The organism is Streptomyces avidinii (assembly GCF_014650695.1).
In the GTDB taxonomy this organism is placed as follows: domain Bacteria; phylum Actinomycetota; class Actinomycetes; order Streptomycetales; family Streptomycetaceae; genus Streptomyces; species Streptomyces avidinii.
This window is the reverse complement of the sequence record NZ_BMVL01000010.1, coordinates 165,613-188,610: the sequence shown is the minus strand read 5'-3', so window position 1 is coordinate 188,610 and position 22,998 is coordinate 165,613. Positions and strand designations below refer to the sequence as shown.

Sequence of the window (22,998 nt, the reverse complement as noted above, 5' to 3'; positions counted from 1 at the left end):
GGCTCTCTTCATGCTCGTCCGTGACGCAATGAGCACCGTGATCCTCACCCTCGGACCCGCACACACCCTCCGGCAGGCGGCCTGCCTGATGTCCGGCCGGCGCGTCGGCGCGGCCGTCGTCCTCGACCCCGACCACAGCGGAATCGGCATCCTGACCGAGCGCGACATCCTCAACTCCATCGGCGCGGGCCACGATCCGGACCGGGAGTCCGTGGGCGCGCACACCACCAACAACGTCGTGTTCTGCACCCCGGAGGCCACGGTGCAGGAGGCCGCCGAGGCGATGGCCCACGGCGGTTTCCGGCACCTGATCGTGCTGGAGCACGGCGGACCGGTCGGCATCGTGTCCGTACGGGACGTCATCCGCTGCTGGGTACCGGCCCGGCGTCCTGCTACGACAAGCGATCCGGGATCAGCCGCGGAGGGCCTGGACCGCGGCTTCGAGCCGCTTGCCGAAGTCACCGTCCGCCTGACGGAAGTTGTTGATCGCGCGCTCGACGATGTCGTCGCGGGAGACCTTGGCGATGAAGCCGGACAGGTTCTCGACCAGGCGGGCCTTCTCGTCCTCCGAGTACAGGCGGTAGAGGTTGCCCGCCTGGACGAAGTCGTTGTCCTCGCGGTGGACGGCAGCCGGGTGGTTGCCCGTGCCGCCGGTGACCGGGACGGGCTGCCACAGCGGGCGGTCCGTCTGGTGCGGGCCGCCGAAGGAGTTCGGCTCGTAGTTCTTCGCGCCCTTGTGACGGCCGTCGTACAGGTAGCCGTCGCGGGAGTTGGTGCGCGCCTCGGTGGCGTGCGGGCGGTTCACCGGCAGGTGGTCGGCGTTGATGCCGACGCGGTAGCGGTGGGCGTCGCCGTAGCCGAAGAGGCGGCCCTGGAGCATCTTGTCCGGGGAGGGGCCGATGCCGGGGACGAAGTGCGCCGGGCTGAAGATGCTCTGCTCGACCTCGGCGAAGACGTTCTCCGGGTTGCGGTTGAGCTCCAGCTTGCCGATCTCGATCGGCGGGTAGTCCTCGTGCGGCCACACCTTGGTGAGGTCGAACGGGTTGAAGCGGTACTCGGCCGCCTCGGCCGCGGGCATGATCTGGACCTGCACGGTCCAGGTCGGGAAGTCGCCGCGCTCGATGGCCTCGCGCAGGTCGCGCTGGTGCGAGTCGGGGTCCTCGCCGGCGAGGGCGTTGGCCTCGGCCTGGGTGAGGTTCTTGATGCCCTGGTCGGTCTTGAAGTGGTACTTGACCCAGAAGACCTCGCCGGCCTCGTTGTTCCACTGGAACGTGTGCGAGCCGTAGCCGTTCATGTGGCGGTAGGACGCCGGGATGCCGCGGTCACCGAACAGCCAGGTCACCTGGTGGGTCGACTCGGGCGACAGGCCCCAGAAGTCCCAGACGTTGTCCGCCTCCTGCGAGCCCGTGTACGGGTCGCGCTTCTGGGTGTGGATGAAGTCGGGGAACTTGATGGCGTCCTTGATGAAGAACACCGGGGTGTTGTTGCCGACGAGGTCGTAGTTGCCCTCTTCGGTGTAGAACTTCAGCGCCCAGCCGCGGGGGTCACGGACCGCGTCGGCGCTGCCGAGGTTGCCGGCGACGGTGGAGAAGCGCAGGAAGGTCTCGGTCTCCTTGCCGACCTCGGACAGGAACTTGGCACGGGTCCACTGCGAGACGTCGCGGGTCAGCGTGAAGGTGCCGTAGGCACCGGCGCCGCGGGCGTGCACCACGCGCTCCGGGATGCGCTCGCGGTTGAAGTGCGCGAGCTTCTCCAGCAGCAGCTGGTCCTGGACCAGGACGGGGCCGCCGATGCCGGCGGTCTCGCTGTTCTGGTTGTCGGCGACCGGCGCTCCGGCCTCCGTGGTGAGCGGTCCCTGCGTCACGTGCGCCTCCTGCGTCATCCCTGCATGCCCTGTCCTTGGCGTTTGCCGTACTCGATCCTACGATGGACTTTGTCTAAGTCAAGTAAGGATCCAAGTCCGCACTGATTCGGGAGTTACACCGAATCCCTCACTGTTAGGCTGATGTCTATGAGTGACCTGCTGGATCGACTTCGCGGACGCGGCTGGCGCATGACGGCGCAGCGGCGCGTCGTGGCCGAGGTGCTCGACGGTGACCACGTGCACCTGACGGCGGACGAGGTGCACGCGCTCGCGGTGGCCAAACTGCCCGAGATCTCGCGCGCGACCGTCTACAACACCCTGGGCGAGCTCGTCACCCTCGGCGAGGTCCTGGAGGTCTCCACGGACCGCCGCGCCAAGCGGTACGACCCGAACGCGCACCGGCCCCACCAGCACCTGGTCTGCGCCCAGTGCGGCGCGATCCGCGACGTGCACCCGGCGGGCAACCCGCTGGCCGATCTGCCCGACGCGGAGCGCTTCGGCTTCGTGGTCTCGGCGGTCGAGGTGACGTACCGCGGCGTCTGCCCGAACTGCGCCGGCGCCTGAGCCCACCGACGCGGAAGGGCCCGGACCCCTGGGGGTTCGGGCCCTTCCGCGTTCGACTTCTGTTCGCGCTCTTGGCAGGCGGAAACGACTCAGGGCCCGGATCCATTGGATCCGGGCCCTGAGTCTTCAGTAGCGGGGACAGGATTTGAACCTGCGACCTCTGGGTTATGAGCCCAGCGAGCTACCGAGCTGCTCCACCCCGCGTCGGTAAACCCAACGTTACGTGAAGGCCCCCGGCAGATGCAAATCGGTTAACCGGCCAGACCCCGGTGCAGCAGAGCGGTCAGGGTGTCCACCACCTCGTCGTCGTCGAGCCCGGCCCCGCCGGTCATGGCGGCGTATCCGAGCATCGAGATCATCGCCCCCATCGCCGCGGCCACCAGCTCCGGATCCCCGGGCAGCTCACGACCCCGCTCGCGCATGTACGCGAGGTGCTCGCGCAGCGGCGCGGTGTCCTCGAGGAGCCGCCCCCAGACCTGCCCCGAGCCGGGCGGCTCGGCCATGGACTTCTGGAAGAGGGCGACCACGACGGGCAGGTGATCCCGGAAGACGCGCCAGGTGACCGCCACGTGCGTCCGCAGCTGCGCCCGGTCGGCGAGATCGTGTTCGCGGGGGTGATCGTGCGCGCCGACCTCCACGTCCACCTGGGCTCCCATGTCCGCGAGCAGCGCGTCCAGCAGTTCGTCCTTGCCCGCGAAGTGCTCGTAGAAGGACCCGGTGGACCGACCGGCGGCCCTGGTGATGTCGGTGATCTTCGTCTGCGCGTAGCCGCGCTCCAGGAAGAGGGCCCGCGCCGCCTCTTTGAGCGCCGCCTCCGTGCCGGCCGCCCGCTCCTTGCGCACTCCCACCGCGATCCCCGTTCCCGCTTGACGCCGTCTTCTCCGTCTCATCATACTGAACCGGGTTTCACCGAATCGATATTCAGTGAATGAGAATTCAGCGAAAGGGGTCGGGCATGCGTGTGTCAGTCATCGGGGGCGGAGTGGCCGGAGCGGCGAGCGCGATCGCGCTGCGGCGTGCGACCGACGCGGAGGTCACGGTCCACGAGGCGTACGAGGATCCGGCCGGCCAGGTGGGCTCGTTCCTCAGCCTCGCCGTCAACGGACTGCGGGGGCTGGATGCGCTGGGCTGCCTCGCCGAGGTTCAGGCCGCGGGCTTCCCGGTCGCCCTGCAGCGGATGTGGTCCGCCTCGGGCAAGCTGCTCGGGGAGGTGCCGCGCGGCCGGCGGGCCTCGGACAGCCTGCACAGCACGACCCTGCTGCGCGGGCGGCTGGTGGAGCTGCTGCGCGCCGAGGCGGTGCGCGCCGGCGCCCGGATCGAGACGGGGCGGCGGGTGGACCCGGCGGACCTGGACGCGGACCTGGTGGTCGCGGCCGACGGCATCCGGTCCGCGACCCGCACCGTGCTGGACCCGGCGGCGCCGCAGGTGCGGTACGCGGGCCTTTACAGCGTGTCGGGGGTCTCCGAGGGCGTGCGGCTCACCCCCGGCACCTATCACTTCGTCTTCGGGCGCCGCGGCGCCTTCCTGTGCGTCCCGGCGGCCGACGGCACGGTCTGGTGGTCGGCCCAGGTGCCCTCACCGGAGCCCCCGGATCCGGCGGACGTCACCCGGGGCCTGCTGGCGGAGCTGTACGGCAAGGAGGAGCTGCCGCTCTCCCTGATCCGGGCGGCGACCCGCGTCGACCGCCCGATGCCGATGCACCGGCTGGCGGACGTGCCCGTCTGGCACGACGGGCGCACCGTGCTGATAGGCGACGCCGCCCACCCGGTGGGAGCCGGTCAGGGCGCGTCGATGGCGATCGAGGACGCGGTGGCCCTGGCCCGCTGCGTGGCCGGGGTACCGGATGTGGCGGGCGCCCTGGCCGAGTACACCCGCGTGCGGCGCCCCCGGGTGGCCCGGATGACCCGCGCAGCGGCGACGAACCGCGCCTCGAAGACCCCGGGCACGGTGCAGCGCCGCGTCAACGACCTGCTGATGCCGCTCGCCTTCCGGCACGTCTACGCCCGCTCCACCTCCTGGCTCTACCGCTGAGAGCCGCGGCGGACCGCGCACCGGCCCGGGCGATCTCTTTCGGATCCTGCCGGGCCCGCGGGTCCGGCAGGATCCGAAAGGGGCCGCCTAGGCCGAGAGTTCCTCGGCCAGGGCCTCGCGGAGTCGGGCCGCGCGTTCCGAGACCTCGGCAGGGCCCAGTTCCATGGCGCGCACGCACCACTTCTGGCCCTCCGCGAGGTCCCCGTGGCGGGCCGCCAGCAGGCCGAGGCGCAGGGCCGCGCGGCCGTGTCCCGCCACCGCCGCGCGGGTCCACCACAGGGCGGCCTCCGGCTCGTTGCCCTCGCGGGCCAGCAGCAGCCCGAGGTTGAAGGCGCCGTTGCGGGAGCCGGCCTCGGCCGCCTCCCGGTACCAGCGCGCGGCGACCGCCAGGTCACCGCGGGCGGCGGCGAGCATGCCGACCCGCACCTGGGCCCGGCGGTGCCCCAGCTCGGCGGCCCGCTCGTACCACTCCTCGCTCTCGGTGCGCGGGGCGCCGCCCACGGGCTCCCCGAGCGCCACCGGCTCCGGCGGCGGTGCCAGCGACTCCAGCAGCGCGGCCAGGCGGAACGCCGCCTCCGCGCTGCCGCCGCCCGCCGCGCAGCGCAGGTGGCGCTCGGCCGCCCGGTCCTCGCCGTCCCGGACCAGGGCGATGCCGACCTGCAGTGCCGCGTCGGTGTGCCCGGCCGATGCGGCCCGCTCGTACCACTTCAGCGCGGTCCGGTCCTCGTCGCGGCTGGCGAACAGGATCCCGAGGTTGAAGGCCGCGTCGACGCTGCCCGCCTCCGCCGCCTTCGAGAACCACGGCTCCGCGCCCGCCGCGTCCCCGCCCTGGAGCAGCAGGATCGCCAGCGCGTTGGCCGCTTCGCGGTGGCCGGCGTAAGCCGCGCGCCGGTACCACTGCTCGGCCTGCGCGGTCCGATCCTGTGCGACACACAGCAGTGCAAGGTTGTACGCCCCGTTTTGGTCGCCCGCGTCCATGGCGGTCCGGTACCAGCGCTCCGCGGTCTGGGTCTCACCGCGTGCGGCGTGCAGCGCGCCCAGCGCGTTGGCGGCGTTGCCGTCGCCGTCCTGCGCCGCCCGGTGCCACCACACGGCCGCGCTCTCCTCGTCGCCCGCGTCGCGCAGCAGGAAGCCGAGCGCGCACGCCGCCCGCGCCTCGCCCTGCTTGGCGGAGGTCAGGTACCAGCGCCCGGCCTCCTTGAGCTCGCCGCGCGCCTCCAGCAGCGCGCCCAGGTGCAGCGCGGCACGCCGGTGCCCGCGCGCGGCGGCCTGCCGGTACCACTGCTCGGCCTCGGCGGGGTCGCCCTTGCGCAGGTGCCTCGCCAGCCGGTACGCGGCTTCGCGGTGCCCCTGTTCGGCGGCGGCGCGGAACCAGCGCTCGACGCCCTTGTCCCCGCGGTGCTCCAGCAGGTCGGCCAGTCCGTACGCACCCAGCGCGTGGCCGGATTCGGCCGCCTGCCGCATCCAGTACTCGGCGGCGGGCTCGTCCCCGCGCTCGCGGAAGTAGCGGCCCAGGGCGTGCGCGGCGGGGGCGGATCCGGCGACGGCGGCGACCCGCCACCAGCCGGCGGCGTCCTCGGGGTAGCCGCGCTGGTGCAGCAGGACGCCCAGGTTGTTGGCGGCGGCGCGGTCGCCCTCACCGGTGGCTCCCCGCAGGTAGGGCTCGGCGCCGTCGAGGTCGCCGCGGCGCAGCAGCAGCGCGCCGAGCACGCTCATGGCGCCGGGGTCGCCCTTGTCGGCGGCCATCCGGTGCCGTGCTTCGAGCTCGGCGTCACTCGCCGCGTCGGTCTCGGCGAACATCTCCTCCGCGAAATCCGCATCGGTCAGTGCGGTCTGCGCGTCGACGACCGGAGCCGCCCCCTCGGCCTCTGTGTCCGTCCCGGACTCCGCCCTCACAAACCGCCCTGTCTCCAGCAGAGTTGACCTGTCCCCCATAAATCCCATCGTCGCATCACCTGCTACCCGCGTACACCTGGTATGTCGCAGTCAGTGAGGTCACTACAGCGTTTTGTCGACATGCCCACAGTGGGGTAAGTCAAACACGCTCCACCGACAACTCACCCTCCCCGGCTACCGCGTGTTGGCCCTGGGCACGACGAAGGCCCGGATCCCATGGATCCGGGCCTTCATCTTCAGTAGCGGGGACAGGATTTGAACCTGCGACCTCTGGGTTATGAGCCCAGCGAGCTACCGAGCTGCTCCACCCCGCGTCGGTGAAACCACAGTATCACGACACGGGGTGGAGCCATTACCCATTGATCACTGGCCCGACGGCGCGGGCGTCGTGAGCTTCGCCTCGGCGTCGATCGCCCGCTTCAGCGCCGCCTTGATCTCGTCCTGGGCCTTGCCGAAGGCCGCCCAGTCGCCGGCCTGGCGGGCCTTCTCGGCATCCTCGATGGCCTTCTGCGCGTCGCCGAGCGCCGCCTTGACCGTCGGGTCCGTGATGGTCGGCGGCGTGACGGTGCCGTCGCCCGGCGGCTGGTCCGGGGGCACCGGAACCGTCGGCGCCTCGGCCCCGAAGACCACGTTGAGCGCCTTCTCCAGCGTGTCCTCGAAGGCGGTCTGGTTCCCGTAGGTCACGAGCACCTTGCGCAGCAGCGGGTACTTGAGCCCGGAGCTGCGGACGTAGACCGGCTCGACGTAGAGCATCCCGCCGTCGAGCGGCACCGCGAGCAGGTTGCCGTACTCGATCTCCGAGTCACCACCGCGCAGCAGGCGGATGGACTCGGCGATCTTCGGTTCGGACTGGAACTTGCTCTGCACCTGACCGGGGCCGTCCGGCGGCTTGCTCGTCGGCATCTTCAGAATGCGGATCTTGCCGTAGTCCGGGGTGCCCGGATCGGCGTTGACGGCCATGAAGGCACTCAGGTTGGGCCGCTCGTTCGGCGTGAACGTCGTCGTGAGCGAGAAGACCTGGTCCTTCTCCTTCTGGCCCGGCATCTTCATCGACAGGTAGTACGGCGGAACGGCCGTACCGGCCTTGGTCGTCGGGTCGTCCGGGACCGCCCACGCCTCACTGCCGCTGAGGAAGGTCTGCGGGTCGGTGACGTGGTACCGGGTCAGCAGCTCGCGCTGGACCTTGAAGAGGTCCTGCGGGTACCGGAGGTGGTCCATGAGCGGCTTGGCGATGTCCGCCTTGGGCTTCACCGTGCCCGGGAACGCCTTCATCCAGGTCTTCAGGACCGGGTCCTGGGTGTCCCACTGGTACAGGTCGACCGAGCCGTCGTACGCGTCGACGGTCGCCTTCACCGAGTTGCGGATGTAGTTGACCTGGTTCTCCTGGGCGACCACCGCACGCTGGCTGTTGGTCAGCGAGTCCGCGGTGCTCTGGCCCAGGGTGGTGCGCGAGGCGTACGGGTAGCCGTTGGTGGTCGTGTAGGCGTCCACGATCCACTTGATCCGGCCGTCGATCACGGCCGGGTAGGGCGCGCCGTCGATGGTCAGCCACGGGGCGACCGCCTCGACGCGCTCCTTGGGCGTGCGGTTGTAGAGGATCCGCGAACCGTCGCCGATGGCACCCGAGTAGAGGATCTGCGGCTCGTTGAAGGTGAGCGCGTAGGCGGCGCGGTTGACCGGGCTGTCGAGATTGACGCCGGAGTCGCCCTTGTAGCTCGTCTCCTTCTCGCCCTTGTCGTCCGAGTAGTCGAGTTCCTTCTGCGGACCGCCGACGATCGAGTACTGCTTCGTCTGCTCGCCGTAGTAGATGCGCTGCTCGAAGTCCGTGCCGAACATGCCCTTGGAGGGCAGGTCGGACTGCGTGAAGTCGGGAGCGCCGTCCTTCACGGTGGTGCCCTTGGCCGCGACCACGCCGTAGCCGTGCGTGTACTTGAAGTGGTCGTTGATCCAGTTGTTCTTCGGGATGCCGCCGATGTTCAGCTCGCGCAGCCCGATGACCGTGTCCTGGCCGCTGTACCGGTCCACGGCGAGCGTGGACGGGAAAGCATAGTAGCCCTTGACCTGCTGGAGCTGCTGGAAGGCCGGCGAGACGATGTTCGGGTCGAGGATGCGGATGCTGGCCGTGGTGTCGGCCTGCGGCCGCAGCTTGCCCCGGTCCTCCGTCTGCGGGACGCCCGGGTAGTCCGTGACCTCGGAGCCTGCGATGCCGTAGGCGTCGCGCGTGGCCTTGATGTTCTTCTGGACGTACGGGGATTCCTTGGCCTGCTCGTTCGGCTGGACCTGGAACTTCTGCACGATCGCCGGGTAGAGCCCGCCGATCAGGATCGCCGAGAGCACCATCAGGCCGAAGCCGATGACCGGCAGCTGCCAGGTCCGGCGCCACAGCGTCGCGAAGAACAGCACCGCGCAGATCGCGGCGATGGCGACGAGGATCGTCTTCGCCGGCAGGTAGGCGTTCGCGTCGACGTAGCGCAGGCCCGTCCAGTTGTCGGCGGCCTTGAAGTCGCTGGACTTCACGGCGAGCCCGTAGCGGTCGAGCCAGTAGGCGACCGCCTTCAGCGTGACGAAGAGGCCGAGCAGCACCGACAGGTGCCCGGTCGCGGCGGCGGTGGCCCGGGCGCCCGGGCTGGTCACGCGCAGTCCGCCGTACAGGTAGTGCACGACGGCCGCGGCGATCACCGACAGCACGACCGCGGCGAAGCCGAAGCCGAGCAGGAAGCGGTACCAGGGCAGGTCGAAGGTGTAGAAGGACACGTCCATGTGGAACTGCGGGTCCTTCGTACCGAAGGTCACCCCGTTCACGTACATGAGCCAGGTCTTCCACTGACCGGCTGCCGAGGCGCCGGCGATCAGGCCGACGAGCACGGCGATGCCCAGGAGCAGCCACTTCTTGTAAGGGGCGATGCTCATCCGGTAGCGGTCGAGGCTCTGCTGTTCCATCGACATCGCGCTGAGCGGCGGCCGCAGCCGGTGGGCCAGCCAGATGTTGAAACCGACGGCACCCGCCATCAGCAGACCGAACACGGCGAAGAGGCCGATCTTGGTCCACAGCGTGGTGGTGAAGACGGTGGAGTACTTCACGGAGCGGAACCAGAGCCAGTCAGTCCAGAAGCCCGCGAACATGATGAAGAGCATGGCCAGGACGGCCAACACGCCCAAGGTCATGAGGAGAGTTCTGGCCCGCCGGGAGGGGCGGCCGACTCTCATCCGTGGCCCGGAGGGGCCTCCGCCGCGGTCCGGCATCTGGAAAGCCAAGGTGCGCACCTCGAAAGTCGCTGAGTCTGGTAATGAACGGGCCCCCGATCGTAGAGCCCACTCATGCAACTTACTGAGGCTTCGGTCAGTTCCCGGTATCCGGTGGAAAGGAGGCAGGATGTTGCCCATGTCCAACCTTTCGCCTTCCCCCGGCACCCCCATGGCGGCCGGCCCGCTGACCCGCGCCTGCCTCGAGATCGACGAGTACGCGGCCGGCCTCGGCTGGGACAAGCCCGCGCGGCTCTTCGCGCTCGTCGACACCGCCCGGCTCAAGAAGCAGGAGCCGCGGCTCGCCGGCCAGCTCGGTCTCGACCAGGACGACGCCGGCAAGTCCTCGCTGACCCCGATCGAGCAGGACGAGGTCCCGAAGGGGACCCCGCTCGACAAGTTCCTGGGCACCATCGCCTGGCCCGACGCGGTCGTCGGCTGCGCGCTGACGGTGGAGCGGCTGATGCTGCCGCCGTCGGCGGAGGCGTCCGTACCGGAGGGCCTGAACGACAAGCAGCTGTCGAAGTGGGTCGCCGGTCACCCGGAGCGGCAGGAGGTCCGCCTGACCGTGGCCGTGCTGCGCGACGGCTCGCGCGAGTCGGCCGTACGGCTGCGCGAGAAGGACTCCTCCACGGAGGTCCTCACCGGTGCTGGCCTGGTGCCCGGCCTGGCGGAGGCCCTGGCGGCCACCTTCTCGTAGATCGCCGGCCGGCACGGCTGCGGCACGTCAGGGGACGAGCGGTCGGGGGGACGGAGCGGTCAGGGCTTGCACTGCGGCAGCCCGGCCGTGTCCCCCTTGCTGATCTTCTGCAGCGCCTTCGTGGCGTCGTCGATGGTGGCGACCTTGACCAGGGTCAGCCCGTCGGGCACGTTCGAGGCCGCGGAGGCGCAGTTCTCGGCGGGTGTCAGGAAGTACTGGGCGCCGGCCTGACGGGCTCCGATGGTCTTCATCTGGATGCCGCCGATGGGGCCGACCTTGCCCGCGTCGTCGATGGTGCCGGTGCCCGCGACGAACTTCCCGCCGGTCAGGTCCTCCGGGGTGAGCTTGTCGACGATGCCGAGGGCGAACATCAGACCGGCGCTCGGCCCGCCGACGTCGGCGAGCTTGATGTCGATCGTGAACGGGAAGGCGTGGTCGGTGCCCGCCCGGATGCCGACGATGGCGTGGCCGTCGCCCTCCGCCTTGCCCGCGGTGATCATCACCTTCGAGGTGGCGGGGTCGCTGTCGTTCGCCTTCGCCGCCTCGGCCGCGTCCTTGGCGGGCACGATGGTGAACTCCACCGGCTCACCCGGCTTGTGCTTGGTGACGAGCTTGGCCACGTCCTCGGGGGCGGTGACGGCGGCGCCGTCCACTGCCTTGATCACGTCACCGGCGTGCAGCCGGCCCTCGGAGGGGCTGTCCTTGACCACGGTGGAGACGATCACCCGGGCGGTGACCGGGATGCCGAGCTGCTTCAGGGCCGCCACCTTGGCGCTCTGCTGCGACTGGCTGAACTCCTCGGCGTTCTCCTGGGTGGACTCCGCGTCCGTCTTGCCGTTCGGGTAGAGGTTCTCGTGCGGGACGACGATGTTGTCGCCGGCCAGCCAGCCGTACACCGCTTCCACCAGGCTCATGTCGTAGTCCGCGCCGGTGACGCGGACCGTCGTCATGTTGAGGTGCCCGCTGGTCGGGTACGTCTTGCGCCCCGAGATGTTGAGGACCGGCGCGCCGTGCGAGTCCCCGAGGGTGTTCACGGTCGGGCCGGGGCTCATCTCGGAGTACGGGACCTTGATGAACACCCCTGCGCAGAGCAGCGCGAACAGCACCAGGGTGGAAGCGAGCATCGTCGCGGTGCGGCGTGGCATGGATCCGACAGTACGGGACGGCCCTGGCGGGCGGCCCTCGGGGCCGGTCCGTACGGGGGCCGCCCGCGAAACTCTCAGCGGAATCTCACCGAAGGCGGCGGGATCGGCAGCGGTCCGGAACGGGACGTACGCGGAGCGTCGGCAGGGCGTCGTCGCACAGCGCCGGACGGGCGTCGCACGGGGTCAGACGGCATCGGAGGCGGAGTGGGCGGGGTGTGCGGAATGGGCGTCCGCCGCGGCCCGGGGCTGATCGGCATTGGCCATGGCTTCGCGGAATCGCGCGTAGCCCGCCAGCTCGGATATGTCACCCTGTGTGCGGTCGCGTGCCGCCCAGCTGCCCCATATCGCCGCTCCGATCGCGGCGAACAGCGGAATCAGCAACCACGCCAAAGACGCCATGGGCCTGCCTCCCTACCCCGAAGTACGTTTCGTTGGTGGCTTCAACGCTCGTGCCCGTGGGGGGGTTACGCAAATCGAGGGCGTGTTGCGCGGCCGAACGGGTGCGAGGGTACAGCCTTCCGGGTGCCGTTCCCCGACCGGGGGTTCAGCAGGCGCCGACCCACTCCTCGCTGCCGTCGCCGAAGGTCACCTTCTCTGCGGGCCGTACTCGCACCGCTCGGCGCCGGAGCGCCTCACGGGCTTCGCCCGGCCGTGCCGGACTCCGTCCGACGACCTGCGCGGCCCGGCCTCAGCAGGCGCCGACCCACTCCTCGCTGCCGTCGCTGAAGGTCTGGTGCTTCCAGATCGGGACCTCGTGCTTGAGGTCGTCGATCAGCATCCGGGCGGCCTCGAAGGCCTCGCCGCGGTGCGGGCAGGACACCGCGACGACGACGGCCAGGTCGCCGACGGCCAGGTCACCGACGCGGTGCACGGCCGCCAGGGCGCGGACCGGGAACTTGGCCACGACCCGCTCGGCCACGCGGCGCATCTCGGCCTCGGCGGTCGGGTGGCAGGAGTAGCCGAGCGAGTCGACGTCCGCCCCGCTGTCGTGGTTGCGCACCGTGCCGACGAAGAGCGTCGTACCGCCCGAGGCGTCGTCGCCGACGGCCTGGAAGACCTCGTCGATCGACAGGGCGGTCTCGCGGATCTGGAGCAGCCGGATCGGGTCCGAAGCGGCCTGCTCACCGGGGTGGTCGAAGTGCGGTGCCATGCCTTCATCGTGCCCTAGCCGCTGACACGACGAAATAGCAGATTCGCCCGGGGCGGGCCCGCCGCCTTGGGAGCCTCCTACAGGACAGGCCGGCGCAGGCCCGGGGTCCACCCGGGCGAACGGCGGGCTGCCGCGGATCCGGGCCGGTCAGATACCGCGCCGCTTGCGGGCCAGGCGGACCGCCGCGGCCGCGCCCAGCAGAGCCACCGTGGCGCCCGCCGCACCCGCGGCCGTGGCGGCGTCCCTGCGGCCCAGCCGGCGGCCCGCGACCGTGTGGCGGCCCGAGACCTCCTGGAGGAGCTCGGCGAGCACCTCCTCGTTGGTCCAGCGCGGTCGCCAGCCCGCCGCGTGCAGGCCGCTGACGCTGACCACCCAGGGGTGCATCGTGTAAGCGAGGTCCCCGGCCGGTGACGGGGTCAGGCCGATCCGGTGCAGCCGGGCGGCGGCGCCCAGCGCGACCGCCGAGGGCAGCTCCATGCGGCGGATGCCGCTCAGCTCCTCGACCTCCTCCTGCTCCAGCCACCCCTCGCAGCCCACGGCCAGCTCGCCCTCGACCTTCTCCAGGGCCGCGTACTCCAGGGCGCTGACCAGGTCGTCCACGTGGCAGAACTGCCAGGTCGGGCGGGATCCGGCCACCACGAGCAGCCGCGGGGACTCGAAGTACCGGGTCAGGGCGGTGTCGGTGCCGCCGACCAGGACGGCCGGGCGGATCACCGTGACGTTCAGTCCCGGGTGCGCGCGCGGGGCGCGACGGCCGAGCCGCTCGATCTCCAGCAGGTCGCCGACGCCGGTCGCCTCGGCGGTGGCCCGCAGCTCGGAGTCCTCGGACAGCGGGATGTCGTTGTCCGGCAGGGCCCCGTAGACCATCGCCGAGGTGCAGAGCACGACCCGGTGCACGCCGGCCGCGGCGGCCGCCGTCAGGACGGTCTGGGTGCCGCGCACGTTGTACGCCGTGCGGGCCGCCGGATCCGTCTCCAGGTCGAGGTCGAGGGCGAGGTGGACCACGACGTCCGCCCCGCGCAGCTTCTCGGCGATCGCGGGGTCCCGTACGTCCAGAATGTGCCACTGCGCGGCGGCACAGTCCCCCCGCCGCTCGTCGATTGCGACGACCTGCTTGACCTCGTCGGAGGCGGCCAGGCGGCTCACGAGGGCCGCGCCGACCCCGGAGGCGGCCCCGGTCACGGCGATCACGGGGCTGCGCCGGCGGAATTCCGCCGGGTTTCGCGGCTGGCGAACGCCGGGGGCGCCGTCACCGTGCTCGGAGCTGTTTTCGTCGTCGGGCATCGCGCGAAACTGCGGATCTGGGGAACTCACCGGGCGTCTCCAGCGGTTGTCTTCAGTAGGGACGCGCCGTGACGCGTACCCACCAGGTGATGTCCATCCTGCCGCAGCCCAGGAGTCGGCGGAGCACCGAGCCCGGATGCGGCCGCGGTGTCTACGCTGGGTGGTGTTGTCGGACCATTGCCCGTCGGCTCCCGCCGGCGGCCCTACGAGCCGAGGAAACCCGTGAGCGACACCCCATTCGGATTCGGCCTTCCGCCGGAGGAGCCGGAAGACGGCGACGAAGGCAAGAAGAAGGGCAATCAGGGCGGTCAGGGCGGCCCCGCGAATCCCTTCGGGTTCCCCGGCATGGGCCTGCCGGGCGGGGCGGGCGCTCCCGGAGCGGACAACCCGTTCGCCGCGATGTTCGGTTCGATGAACCCGAACGACCTGGGTGCCGCGTTCCAGCAGCTCGGCCAGATGCTCAGCTACGAGGGCGGTCCCGTGAACTGGGACATGGCCAAGGACATCGCCCGCCAGACCGTCGCGCAGGGCACCGCGGACGGCGTGAAGGACACGAGCGTCGGCATCGCCGAGAAGTCCGCCGTCGAGGAGGCCGTGCGCCTCGCCGACCACTGGCTGGACGGGGTGACCTCGCTGCCCTCGGGCGCCACCACGGCGGTGGCCTGGAGCCGCGCCGAGTGGGTCGAGGCGACCCTCCCGGTGTGGAAGGAGCTCGTGGACCCGGTCGCGGAGCGGGTCGGCGCGGCCATGGGCGGCGTCCTGCCCGAGGAGATGCAGGCCATGGCGGGCCCGCTGCTCGGCATGATGCGCTCCATGGGCGGCGCCATGTTCGGCCAGCAGATCGGCCAGGCCGTGGGCACCCTCGCGGGCGAGGTCGTCGGCTCCACGGACATCGGCCTGCCGCTGGGCCCGGCCGGTAAGGCCGCGCTGCTGCCGCTGAACATCGAGAGCTTCGGCAAGGACCTGGGCGTGCCCTCGGACGAGGTGCGGCTCTACCTGGCCCTGCGCGAGGCGGCCCACGCCCGGCTCTTCGCGCACGTGCCGTGGCTGCGCTCGCACCTGTTCGGTGCGGTCGAGGGCTACGCCCGCGGCATCAAGGTGGACACCTCGAAGCTGGAGGACGTGGTCGGCCAGCTGGACCCGTCCAACCCGGAGCAGCTGCAGGAAGCGCTCCAGGGCGGCATGTTCCAGCCGCAGGACACCCCCGAGCAGAAGGCCGCCCTGGCCCGCCTGGAGACGGCGCTCGCGCTGGTCGAGGGCTGGGTCGACGCGGTGGTCCACGAGGCCGCCAAGCCCCGGCTGACCTCGGCGGACGCCATGCGCGAGACCATGCGGCGGCGGCGCGCCTCGGGCGGCCCGGCCGAGCAGACCTTCGCGACGCTCATCGGCCTGGAGCTGCGTCCGCGCCGGCTGCGGGACGCCTCGCGGCTGTGGGCCTCGCTCACCGACGCCCGGGGCGTGGACGGCCGCGACGGCCTGTGGGAGCACCCGGACATGCTGCCGACGGCCTCCGACCTGGACGACCCGGATGGCTTCGTGCACCGCGAGCAGCTGGACTTCTCGGAGATCGACAAGATGCTCGGCGAGGCCGCCGAGAAGCGCGAACAGGACGGCGACGAGAAGAAGTGAGCCTGCACGAAGACGCGGTCCTCGTCCTGAAGGCGTACGAGGACCAGCCGGAACTGCGCGATCTCTACCTGGAGCACCTGGCGGCCCACCCGGACGGGGTCTACAAGCCCTGCGGGGCCGGGCACGTCACGGGCAGCGCGCTGGTCATCGACCCGGCGCGGGGGCGCGTACTGCTGACCCTGCACAAGAAGCTCGGCATGTGGCTCCAGATGGGCGGCCACTGCGAGCCCGGTGACCGGTCCCTCGCCGAGGTGGCGCTGCGCGAGGCCCGCGAGGAGTCGGGCATCGCCTCGGGGGTGACCCTGCTCGACGGCGGCCCGGTGCGCCTGGACCGGCATGCGATCCCGGCTCCGTGCCACTGGCACCTGGACGTGCAGTACGCGGCGCTGGCCCCGGCCGGCGCGGTGGCGGAGATCAGCGAGGAGTCCCTGGACCTGCGCTGGTTCCCGTACGAGGAGGTGGCGGCGGTGGCCGACACGTCCGTCGTACGGCTGCTGGAGGCGACCCTGGCGCGGCTGGGCGGCTGAACGACCGATCCGCTGAGCGGCTGAGCACGCGGACGCGGACGCGGCGAAGGGGCGGTCCCCGAGGGGACCGCCCCTTCGCCGTGCCGGGAGCGTCAGTTCCAGGCGTTGTTCTGGTTCTGCGCGTGGGAGCCGTGCTGGCCCATGCCGAACTGCGCGGCGACGCCCTGGCCGAGCTGGGCGTTCTGCGGCGGCAGCACCTCACTGGGCTGCACCAGCGCGACGCCGGTGCCGAGGAAGCTCAGCTCCCAGCCCTCGCCGGTGTTGCCGCGCCGCCGCCACACGCCGCTGGAGTGCGTCTGGGCCTGCATCTGCACCCGGAGCGAGGTGGACCAGGCGACGATCGCGTCCGCGTCGACGTTGACGTACTTGTCGGGCGTGACGTGCACCATCAGCGGCTGACCGGAGGTCATCAGGGCGACCTTGCCGCGGCCGGAGATGTTGAGCTGGTACTTGCCCGAGCCGGAGATCCCGTACTGGCTGTCCACCGCGATGACCTCGGTGTGCAGGGTGGAGTCCAGGGCCAGCACGTAGCTGCTGTCGACCGTGAGGCCGTCCTGGTCCACGTCCACGACGTGCACGTACTGGGCCAGGTTGGCCAGGTAGACCGTGCCCTGGCCGGAGCAGCGCATGAGGTCCAGGCCCTCGCCGGTGCGGCGGCGGGCATTGCGCTGGCTCGTGCTCTGGTACTCGCCGTCGAAGTCGATGATGCCCTGGTAGGCGACCATCGCGCCCTTGCGGGCGAGTACGTCGTCGGAGCCGGTCAGCGAGACCCGCAGCAGCTGCGGGTTCTGGATGGCGTACCGGTCCTGGGACTGCGCCTCGGTGTGGGCGAAAAGTGCGCTCTGCATGATGTGTCCGCTCCCCCTCAGCCCCGGGCCCGGAGCCGGTCGGTGCTGTCCTCGCTGGGCTGTACGACGACGATGCCCTGGCCGGAGAAGGCCATCTGGTAGGCCTCCCCGCTGCCCCGGCCGATCATCGACGAGGCCTTGAAGCTGCGCTTGCCCTTGACCTTGAGATTCGGCGACCAGGCGACGAGCGCGTCGGGGTCGACGTACGTCTCGTCCTCGCCGCGGCCGCAGTCGACCACGATCGGGGTCCCGCGGGAGGTCAGCGCGACCCACCCGGTGCCCGCGATCTGCACGTTGAACAGGCCCTGACCGGCGAACTTGGCGAGACCCTTGACCCGCTCGACGCCCCACTGGAGGTGGGCGTCGAAGGCGAGCAGGTTGGTGCCGTTGACCGAGAGCGAGTCGTTGTTGAGGTTGATCACGACCACGTCGGCGCCGTAGTCGGCCAGGTAGAGCAGGCCGTCTCCGGTGCACTTCATCAGCGGTGCGCCTTCGCCGGTGACCCACTGCGAGGCCATCTGGCGGACGGCCGGCGGGTTCGGCTCGTACTGGACGAAGCCCTCGTAGGCGACCATCGAGCCGGTGCGGGCGAAGAGGTCCTGGCCGCTCTGCATGGCGACCTTGAGCATGGCCCGGCCGTGGTTCTCCATGCGGGCCGTGACGGGGGTCGGGGCGAAGCCCGCGAGTTGCTGGTTCATTGCGTTCATGTCGGGCTCCCTCAGACCTCGTACGGCTGGACGACGATGAAGTTGCCGGGAGCGCCGCGGAACTGGAGGTTCACGGTCTCCCCGCTGTGGCCGGGGTAGGCGTTGCGCCGCAGCCGGACCTGACTGGAGATGATCACCTGCGAGGCGGAGGACCACGCGACGATGGCGTTGCTGTCCGCGAAGGTGGTCGGGGTGACGGGCAGGACCACCGGAACGCCGTGCGTCTTGACGATCACTGTGCCCGTGCCCTGGAACTGCATGGTGAACAGCGCGCCGCCGGGAATGCCGTGGCCCTCGATGCGGCGGACCTCGTGCTGGAGCGACTCGTCGAAGGCGAGGACGGCCTCGGCGGAGACGCAGATCCCGTCGCCCTGGAGCTCGATGGCGTGCAGGTGGGCGCCGTCCTCCGCGAGGAAGACCTGGCCGCGGCCGGTGCAGCGCATGAGCTGCATCTCCTGGCCGGTGGCGTTGCCGACGATGCGCCCGGCGAAGCCCGCCCCCTTGTAACTGAAGTCGACCTTGCCCTGGTAGAGGACCATGCTGCCCTGGCGGGCGAGGACGGCCTGGCCGCCCATGGCGAGGTCGACGCGCATGAGCTGCGCGTTCTGCGGGGTCCAGCGGGTGCCGGTGGGGGCTTCCTTGTACGGCTGGAGCGCGGCGGCGAGACCGGCGCCGGTGGCGGGTACGCCCTGCGGGGCGTACCCGGGCTGCTGGGCCGGGGGCTGGCCCGGGACCTGGCCGTAGCCCGGCTGCTGCCCGTAAGGGGCGGGGGCCGGGGCGGGCGGCGGGACCTGGCCGGGGTACTGACCGGGGACCTGGCCCGGCACCTGTCCGGGGACCTGGCCGTACGAGGGCTGCTGCGGCTGCTGCGGCTGGCCGTACGGCGCGGGGGCCGGTGGGGCGAGCGGCGCGGCCATGGTGGGCGCGGCGTGCACCGGGGCGGGGGCGGGAGCCGGGGCCGCGGGCTGCTGGTACTGCGGCTGCGGCGCGGCGCCGGGCGCCGGCACGGGTGCGCCGAAGGACGGCGCGGGAGCCGGGGCCTGGGGGGCCTGCTGCGCCGGGGCGGGGGCGCCGAAGGACGGGGCCGGGGCGGCCGCCTGCGGCGGCGGGGCGAATCCGGGCGAGGCGGCGGCCGGGGCCTGCTGCTCCGGCTGCGCCTCCTCGGCGACCTCGCCGCCGAAGTTCCGCAGCAGGGCGTCGAGTCCGCCGTCGAAGCCCTGGCCGACGGCGGCGAAGCGCCACACGTCCTTCAGGTAGAAGTCGCCGAGCATCACGGCCCGCTCGGTGGTGAACTCCGCACCGGTGAACGCGTACCGGACGACCTCTTCGCCGCCGGCCACGATCCGGATGTGGCCCGGGCCGATCTGCGACATCTGCCCGGCGCCGTCGATGGTGGCGGTGAAGGACAGTTTGTGGATGGACGCCGGAATGCGGTCCAGCGTCACCCGGAAGGATTCGGTGTCGCCCGCTTGCGCACCGAGTTGCTGAATGGACTCTTCCGGCGACTTCGGCTGATTGAAGAAGACGAAGTAACGGTCGTCCGACAGCTGCTCATTGGCGTCCAGGCCGAAACAGCTGATGTCGAAGGCGAGTCCGGACCCGGCGATCTGGACACCTACGTACAGATCGGTGCCCGCGGTGAGATCACTGATCTTGGCCTTGTGGCCGCGTTGGAATTCCCTGGCCATACGTACGACCGTCCCCCATCCCGACTGTGAATGCGTGCCGCTCAGGCTAACGGCAACTGCCGACATCCGGCCAAGCCGGTACCGACCCGGTACAAAACACTCTGCGTGACGTGACGAATGCCGTCGCCCGCCGCGGGCTCACTCCTCGCGGGCGGCCGGGACCTTCGGCAGCCGCTCGGCGGCGACCACGCCCTCCAGGTAGCCGCGGGCCCGCTCGGTGCGCGGGTAGGCCTCGAGCAGTTCCCAGAATCGGGGGCCGTGGCCGGGTACGAGGAGATGGGCCAGCTCGTGCAGGAGCACGTAGTCGACGACGTACTCGGGCATCCCCTGGAGCCGGTGGGAGAGGCGGATGCTGCCCTCGGCGGGGGTGCAGGAGCCCCAGCGGGTGTTCTGGTTGGTGACCCAGCGGACCGTACGGGGGCGGGCGCGGCCGTCGAAGTACTGCTCGGACAGCTGAGCGGCGCGCTCGGTGAGTTCCGCGTCCCCGAAGGTGCGTTTGCTCTCCTGCGCGGCCAGTTTGTCGAGCATGACGCCCACCCAGCGCTGCTCCTCCGCCTCGGACATCCGGGCAGGGATGAGAACGACCGTACGGTCACCCTCGCGATAGGCCGATACGGTCCTGCGGCGGCGCGCGCTCCGGCGGACTTCGACGGCGCGCTGCTGTGGGTCGGCGGACACGCCACGACGGTACCCGGTCGTGGCGGCGGAAGTCCCGCCCGTCCGGGGTCGAACACGAGGGATTCGCGGCCGATTTCCGGAACTCCATTTCCCTTCATCTCATATGCCTAATAGCTCCCACCTGTGGACAAATTCCTGCATGGATTCCGGCGGGCGGGCACTGTTGCGGAAGAACGGGAAACGGGCGGCGCGCATGCGCTCGGGATATCGGGATCGAGATCGGGATCGAGGGGGACGGGACATGTATCCGAAGGTGAAGCCGGCGCTCGCGCGGGCATGGCGGGATCTGCAGACGGTTCAGTTCGGGGTGACGCCCGCCCATGCGGTGGTGCTCGGCCCGGTGGACACGGCGACGGGCGCGCTGATCGACCGGATCGACGGGACCCGGGGGATGGAGTTGCTGCGGGCCGAGGCCTGCGGGATGGGACTGCCGGACGGCCGGGTCGACGAGGTGGTCAGGACGCTCGCGGGGGCCGGCCTGCTCGACGACGCCACGGCGGGCGGCCCGCGGGCCCAGGCCCTGCGGGGGCATCCGGAGACCGTGGAGCGACTGGGGCCCGATCTGGCTTCGCTGTCACTGGTCCACCGGGAGCCGGGCGGGGACTTACGGGGGATCGCCGCCCGCCGGGCGGTACGGGTCCGGGTGCGCGGGAGCGGCCGGGTGGGGGCCGTGATCGCCGCGGTCCTGGCGGGAGCGGGCGTGGGCCGGGTCGAGGTGCTCGACGGGGGCCGGGTGGAGCCGGCGGACGTGGCACCGGGCGGGCTGGACCCCGGCAGCGTGGGCCGGCCGCGGGCGGAGTCCGCGGGCCGACTGGTCCGCGAGTCGGCTCCGGGCCGTGCCCCGCGGGCCGGGGAGGAGGAAGGGTCGGAGCCGGGGCTGGCCCTGGTGGTGGTCGCGCCCCGGGACGGCCTGCAGGCCTGGGCCCCGGACCCGGACACCGCGGCCGACTGGGTCTGCGCGGGCATCCCCCACCTGTACGCAGGGGTGTTGGAGGGCACGGGCCTGGTGGGACCCCTGGTACTGCCGGGCACGACGGCCTGCGCGGGGTGCATGGAGCGCGACCGCGTGGACCGGGACGCGGCCTGGCCGAGGATGCTGGTCCAGTGGCGCTCGGCCCACCGCCGCCGCGCGGGCGCCGCGTGCGACCTGGGCCTGTCCACTGCGGTGGCCGGCCTGGCCGCGGCCCACGCCCTCGCCTTCCTCGACGGCCGGCTCCCCGCGTCCACGGCCGCCCGCTGGGAGGCGGCCCTCCCCACCCTCCACTGGGAGCACACCCCGGTGCACCCCCATCCCGACTGCCCCTGCGGGGCTGCCGCGGAGCGCACGGCCACCCCGCAGGGACCGGGGGAAGGTGCCCTCCTCCGAGCCGCGAGGAGGCCATGACAGGATGCGGAGCACCGCTGTTCGCGGCGCAGCAGTCTGGGACATGGAGGGGCGTATGTCTGATCTTCCCCGGAAGGCGGTCACCCGTACCGTCAAGCTGGCCGCGCTGCCGCTCGGCATCGCGGGACGGGCCACGTGGGGGCTGGGCAAGCGGATCGGGGGCAAGTCCGCGGAGATCGTGGCGCGCGAGCTCCAGCAGCGCACCGCCGAGCAGTTGTTCCGCACGCTCGGGGAACTGAAGGGCGGTGCGATGAAGTTCGGGCAGGCCCTGTCGGTCTTCGAGTCGGCGCTGCCCGAGGAGGTCGCGGGGCCCTACCGGGCAGCGCTGACCAAGCTTCAGGAGGCGGCCCCGCCGCTCCCCGCGGCGACGGTGCATCAGGTATTGACGGACCGTCTGGGCGCCGATTGGCGCGACATGTTCGAGGAGTTCGAGGACAAGCCCGCCGCGGCGGCCTCCATCGGGCAGGTGCACCGGGCGGTGTGGCACGACGGGCGGCAGGTGGCCGTCAAGGTCCAGTACCCGGGGGCCGGTGAGGCGCTGCTGTCGGACCTGAAGCAGCTGGGCCGGTTCGCGGGGCTGCTGGGGCCGCTGATCCCCGGCATGGAGATCAAGCCGCTGATCAAGGAGTTGCGCGACCGGGTCGCCGAGGAACTCGACTACGAGCTGGAGGCCGAGGCCCAGCGGACGCACGCGGACGCCTTCGTGGACGACCCGGACGTGTTCGTGCCGGAGGTCGTGCACCAGGGCGACCAGGTGCTGGTGACCGAGTGGATGGAGGGGACCCCGCTGTCGGAGGTGATAGCCGACGGCAGCCAGGAGGAGCGGGATCGCGCCGGACAGCTGCTGTCCCGGTTCCTGTTCTCCGGGCCGGCCCGCACCGGCCTGCTGCACGCGGACCCGCACCCGGGCAACTTCCGGCTGATACCGGGGGCGGACGGCCGGATGCGGCTGGGGGTCCTGGACTTCGGCACCGTCGACCGGCTGCCCGGCGGCTGGCCCAAGTCCATCGGCAGGTCGCTGCGGATGACGCTGGACGGTGACGCCGAGGGGGTCTACGGGCACCTGTGCGCCGAGGGATTCGTGAAGGAGTCCATCGAGCTGGACCCCGACGCGGTGCTGGACTACCTGAAGCCGATCATCGAGCCCGCCGAGGCCGAGGAGTTCACCTTCACCCGGCCGTGGCTGCGCGGCCAGGCGGCGAGGATCGCGGATCCCCGCTCCCCCGCACACCAGTTGGGCCGCCAGATCAATCTGCCGCCCTCGTACCTGCTGATCCACCGCGTGACGCTGAGCACCATCGGCGTGCTGTGCCAGCTGGGCGCGACGGTGCGGCTGCGCGACGAACTGGACGCCTGGCTGCCGGGGTTCGCCTCGGCCGAGTGACGGTTCCGGGGCAAGACCTTGGCGTCACCACCAGGACGAGTCGAGCCTGCCCTCGATCGCCCGGAGGTTGGCGCGCGCGCAGTCGACGCAGAAGTACTGTCTGGTCCCGTTCTCCACGGAGCAGGTCCAGGTGGGCGGGATCTCGCCCGGGGGCCTCGTGCCACAGCTCGCGCAGACGACGGGCTGGGCCTCGGACCCCGACGGGCCGGGATGGGGAGTCGGCTGGTCCACCTCCAGACGATATCCCCGTCCGGGGCGGACAACGGGCCGCAACG

At 71.5% G+C, this 22,998-nt stretch carries 20 protein-coding genes, 2 tRNA genes and 1 pseudogene; 8 read left to right on the top strand and 15 right to left on the bottom strand.

All coding sequences use genetic code 11. The features are described from left to right. Nucleotides 1–10 precede the first annotated feature (10 nt). Nucleotides 11–394: pseudogene (locus IE257_RS25545) on the top strand (CBS domain-containing protein); the annotation flags it as partial. An 18-nt stretch (nt 395–412) separates the two neighbouring features. Here the strand turns inward: IE257_RS25545 and IE257_RS25540 are convergent. Then, the gene (locus IE257_RS25540) at nt 413–1,882 is read right to left on the bottom strand and encodes a catalase (RefSeq protein ID WP_189972266.1); all 1,470 of its coding nucleotides are present in this window, start codon (nt 1,880–1,882) and stop codon (nt 413–415) included. 129 nt (nt 1,883–2,011) lie between these two features. Between IE257_RS25540 and IE257_RS25535 the strand changes: the two genes are divergently transcribed. Continuing rightward, nucleotides 2,012–2,428 carry a Fur family transcriptional regulator gene (locus IE257_RS25535; protein WP_052873838.1) on the top strand — a complete coding sequence of 139 codons (417 nt, stop codon included), beginning with the start codon at nt 2,012–2,014 and terminating at the stop codon, nt 2,426–2,428. Between the two features lie 130 nt (nt 2,429–2,558). Here the strand turns inward: IE257_RS25535 and IE257_RS25530 are convergent. Continuing rightward, nucleotides 2,559–2,632, bottom strand: a tRNA-Met gene (locus IE257_RS25530). A 47-nt stretch (nt 2,633–2,679) separates the two neighbouring features. After that, the gene (locus tag IE257_RS25525; RefSeq protein ID WP_189972265.1) at nt 2,680–3,276 is read right to left on the bottom strand and encodes a TetR/AcrR family transcriptional regulator; all 597 of its coding nucleotides are present in this window, start codon (nt 3,274–3,276) and stop codon (nt 2,680–2,682) included. A gap of 107 nt (nt 3,277–3,383) precedes the next feature. Here IE257_RS25525 and IE257_RS25520 point away from each other — a divergent pair, with 107 nt between their 5' ends. Continuing rightward, a complete protein-coding gene (locus IE257_RS25520; protein WP_189972264.1) occupies nt 3,384–4,460 on the top strand; it encodes an FAD-dependent oxidoreductase in 1,077 nt (358 codons plus the stop codon). Nucleotides 4,461–4,547: 87 nt separating this feature from the next. Here the strand turns inward: IE257_RS25520 and IE257_RS25515 are convergent, their stop codons facing one another. From IE257_RS25515 to IE257_RS25505, 3 genes are all read right to left on the bottom strand, one after another. Beyond that, nucleotides 4,548–6,404, bottom strand: coding sequence for a tetratricopeptide repeat protein (locus IE257_RS25515; RefSeq protein ID WP_189972263.1), 1,857 nt, complete (start codon nt 6,402–6,404; stop codon nt 4,548–4,550). A gap of 192 nt (nt 6,405–6,596) precedes the next feature. Beyond that, nucleotides 6,597–6,670, bottom strand: a tRNA-Met gene (locus IE257_RS25510). A 49-nt stretch (nt 6,671–6,719) separates the two neighbouring features. Continuing rightward, complete coding sequence (locus IE257_RS25505) at nt 6,720–9,599, bottom strand: UPF0182 family membrane protein (RefSeq protein WP_229920666.1); 2,880 nt, start codon at nt 9,597–9,599, stop codon at nt 6,720–6,722. 130 nt (nt 9,600–9,729) lie between these two features. Between IE257_RS25505 and IE257_RS25500 the strand changes: the two genes are divergently transcribed. Beyond that, nucleotides 9,730–10,299, top strand: coding sequence for a PPA1309 family protein (locus IE257_RS25500; protein WP_189972261.1), 570 nt, complete (start codon nt 9,730–9,732; stop codon nt 10,297–10,299). A gap of 59 nt (nt 10,300–10,358) precedes the next feature. On the opposite strand, the gene IE257_RS25495 is transcribed toward IE257_RS25500, so the two are convergent. The 4 genes from IE257_RS25495 to IE257_RS25480 all read right to left on the bottom strand — a co-directional run bounded on the left by IE257_RS25495 (nt 10,359) and on the right by IE257_RS25480 (nt 13,878). After that, nucleotides 10,359–11,444 carry a YlbL family protein gene (locus IE257_RS25495; protein WP_189972260.1) on the bottom strand — a complete coding sequence of 362 codons (1,086 nt, stop codon included), beginning with the start codon at nt 11,442–11,444 and terminating at the stop codon, nt 10,359–10,361. 183 nt (nt 11,445–11,627) lie between these two features. Then, entirely contained in the window at nt 11,628–11,843 is a 216-nt protein-coding gene (locus IE257_RS25490; RefSeq protein WP_189972259.1) for a hypothetical protein, read from the bottom strand. Nucleotides 11,844–12,132: 289 nt separating this feature from the next. Then, nucleotides 12,133–12,594: a molybdenum cofactor biosynthesis protein MoaE gene (locus IE257_RS25485; protein ID WP_189972258.1), complete on the bottom strand. Its 462-nt coding sequence runs from the start codon at nt 12,592–12,594 to the stop codon at nt 12,133–12,135. Between the two features lie 147 nt (nt 12,595–12,741). Next, nucleotides 12,742–13,878, bottom strand: a complete 1,137-nt coding sequence (locus IE257_RS25480; protein ID WP_245385654.1) for an SDR family oxidoreductase — start codon at nt 13,876–13,878, stop codon at nt 12,742–12,744. A gap of 222 nt (nt 13,879–14,100) precedes the next feature. On the opposite strand from IE257_RS25480, the gene IE257_RS25475 reads away from it, so the two are divergent. Further along, nucleotides 14,101–15,507: a zinc-dependent metalloprotease gene (locus IE257_RS25475; protein ID WP_189972256.1), complete on the top strand. Its 1,407-nt coding sequence runs from the start codon at nt 14,101–14,103 to the stop codon at nt 15,505–15,507. After that, nucleotides 15,504–16,034 (top strand): NUDIX hydrolase, encoded by a 531-nt coding sequence (locus IE257_RS25470; protein WP_189972255.1) that lies wholly within the window; start codon nt 15,504–15,506, stop codon nt 16,032–16,034. Before IE257_RS25475 ends, IE257_RS25470 begins: the two co-directional genes overlap by 4 nt. A 92-nt stretch (nt 16,035–16,126) precedes the next feature. Here IE257_RS25470 and IE257_RS25465 read toward each other — a convergent pair whose 3' ends face one another. The 4 genes from IE257_RS25465 to IE257_RS25450 form a co-directional block, all read right to left on the bottom strand. Then, nucleotides 16,127–16,882: an AIM24 family protein gene (locus IE257_RS25465; protein WP_189972254.1), complete on the bottom strand. Its 756-nt coding sequence runs from the start codon at nt 16,880–16,882 to the stop codon at nt 16,127–16,129. Nucleotides 16,883–16,899: 17 nt separating this feature from the next. After that, nucleotides 16,900–17,580: an AIM24 family protein gene (locus tag IE257_RS25460; RefSeq protein ID WP_189972367.1), complete on the bottom strand. Its 681-nt coding sequence runs from the start codon at nt 17,578–17,580 to the stop codon at nt 16,900–16,902. A gap of 20 nt (nt 17,581–17,600) precedes the next feature. Beyond that, on the bottom strand, nt 17,601–19,277 hold the full coding sequence (locus IE257_RS25455; RefSeq protein WP_189972253.1) for a TerD family protein: 1,677 nt from the start codon (nt 19,275–19,277) through the stop codon (nt 17,601–17,603). Between the two features lie 138 nt (nt 19,278–19,415). Next, entirely contained in the window at nt 19,416–19,955 is a 540-nt protein-coding gene (locus tag IE257_RS25450; protein WP_189972252.1) for a M48 metallopeptidase family protein, read from the bottom strand. Between the two features lie 241 nt (nt 19,956–20,196). Here IE257_RS25450 and IE257_RS25445 point away from each other — a divergent pair, with 241 nt between their 5' ends. Then, nucleotides 20,197–21,339 (top strand): TOMM precursor leader peptide-binding protein, encoded by a 1,143-nt coding sequence (locus tag IE257_RS25445; RefSeq protein ID WP_189972251.1) that lies wholly within the window; start codon nt 20,197–20,199, stop codon nt 21,337–21,339. A gap of 55 nt (nt 21,340–21,394) precedes the next feature. Continuing rightward, nucleotides 21,395–22,723 carry an ABC1 kinase family protein gene (locus tag IE257_RS25440; protein WP_189972250.1) on the top strand — a complete coding sequence of 443 codons (1,329 nt, stop codon included), beginning with the start codon at nt 21,395–21,397 and terminating at the stop codon, nt 22,721–22,723. A 24-nt stretch (nt 22,724–22,747) separates the two neighbouring features. Here the strand turns inward: IE257_RS25440 and IE257_RS25435 are convergent, their stop codons facing one another. Beyond that, a complete protein-coding gene (locus tag IE257_RS25435; protein ID WP_189972249.1) occupies nt 22,748–22,954 on the bottom strand; it encodes a hypothetical protein in 207 nt (68 codons plus the stop codon). Nucleotides 22,955–22,998: the final 44 nt, after the last annotated feature.

What these genes read in the sequence shown, in the direction of transcription:
- IE257_RS25495 (WP_189972260.1), bottom strand. Translation starts at nt 11,444, where the DNA reads ATGCCACGCCGCACCGCGACGATGCTCGCTTCCACCCTGGTGCTGTTC.
- IE257_RS25515 (WP_189972263.1), bottom strand. Translation starts at nt 6,404, where the DNA reads ATGGGATTTATGGGGGACAGGTCAACTCTGCTGGAGACAGGGCGGTTT.
- IE257_RS25480 (WP_245385654.1), bottom strand. Translation starts at nt 13,878, where the DNA reads ATGCCCGACGACGAAAACAGCTCCGAGCACGGTGACGGCGCCCCCGGC.
- IE257_RS25535 (WP_052873838.1), top strand. Translation starts at nt 2,012, where the DNA reads ATGAGTGACCTGCTGGATCGACTTCGCGGACGCGGCTGGCGCATGACG.
- IE257_RS25520 (WP_189972264.1), top strand. Translation starts at nt 3,384, where the DNA reads ATGCGTGTGTCAGTCATCGGGGGCGGAGTGGCCGGAGCGGCGAGCGCG.
- IE257_RS25455 (WP_189972253.1), bottom strand. Translation starts at nt 19,277, where the DNA reads ATGGCCAGGGAATTCCAACGCGGCCACAAGGCCAAGATCAGTGATCTC.
- IE257_RS25540 (WP_189972266.1), bottom strand. Translation starts at nt 1,882, where the DNA reads ATGACGCAGGAGGCGCACGTGACGCAGGGACCGCTCACCACGGAGGCC.
- IE257_RS25505 (WP_229920666.1), bottom strand. Translation starts at nt 9,599, where the DNA reads ATGCCGGACCGCGGCGGAGGCCCCTCCGGGCCACGGATGAGAGTCGGC.
- IE257_RS25465 (WP_189972254.1), bottom strand. Translation starts at nt 16,882, where the DNA reads ATGCAGAGCGCACTTTTCGCCCACACCGAGGCGCAGTCCCAGGACCGG.
- IE257_RS25485 (WP_189972258.1), bottom strand. Translation starts at nt 12,594, where the DNA reads ATGGCACCGCACTTCGACCACCCCGGTGAGCAGGCCGCTTCGGACCCG.
- IE257_RS25490 (WP_189972259.1), bottom strand. Translation starts at nt 11,843, where the DNA reads ATGGCGTCTTTGGCGTGGTTGCTGATTCCGCTGTTCGCCGCGATCGGA.
- IE257_RS25440 (WP_189972250.1), top strand. Translation starts at nt 21,395, where the DNA reads ATGTCTGATCTTCCCCGGAAGGCGGTCACCCGTACCGTCAAGCTGGCC.
- IE257_RS25500 (WP_189972261.1), top strand. Translation starts at nt 9,730, where the DNA reads ATGTTGCCCATGTCCAACCTTTCGCCTTCCCCCGGCACCCCCATGGCG.
- IE257_RS25460 (WP_189972367.1), bottom strand. Translation starts at nt 17,580, where the DNA reads ATGAACCAGCAACTCGCGGGCTTCGCCCCGACCCCCGTCACGGCCCGC.
- IE257_RS25445 (WP_189972251.1), top strand. Translation starts at nt 20,197, where the DNA reads ATGTATCCGAAGGTGAAGCCGGCGCTCGCGCGGGCATGGCGGGATCTG.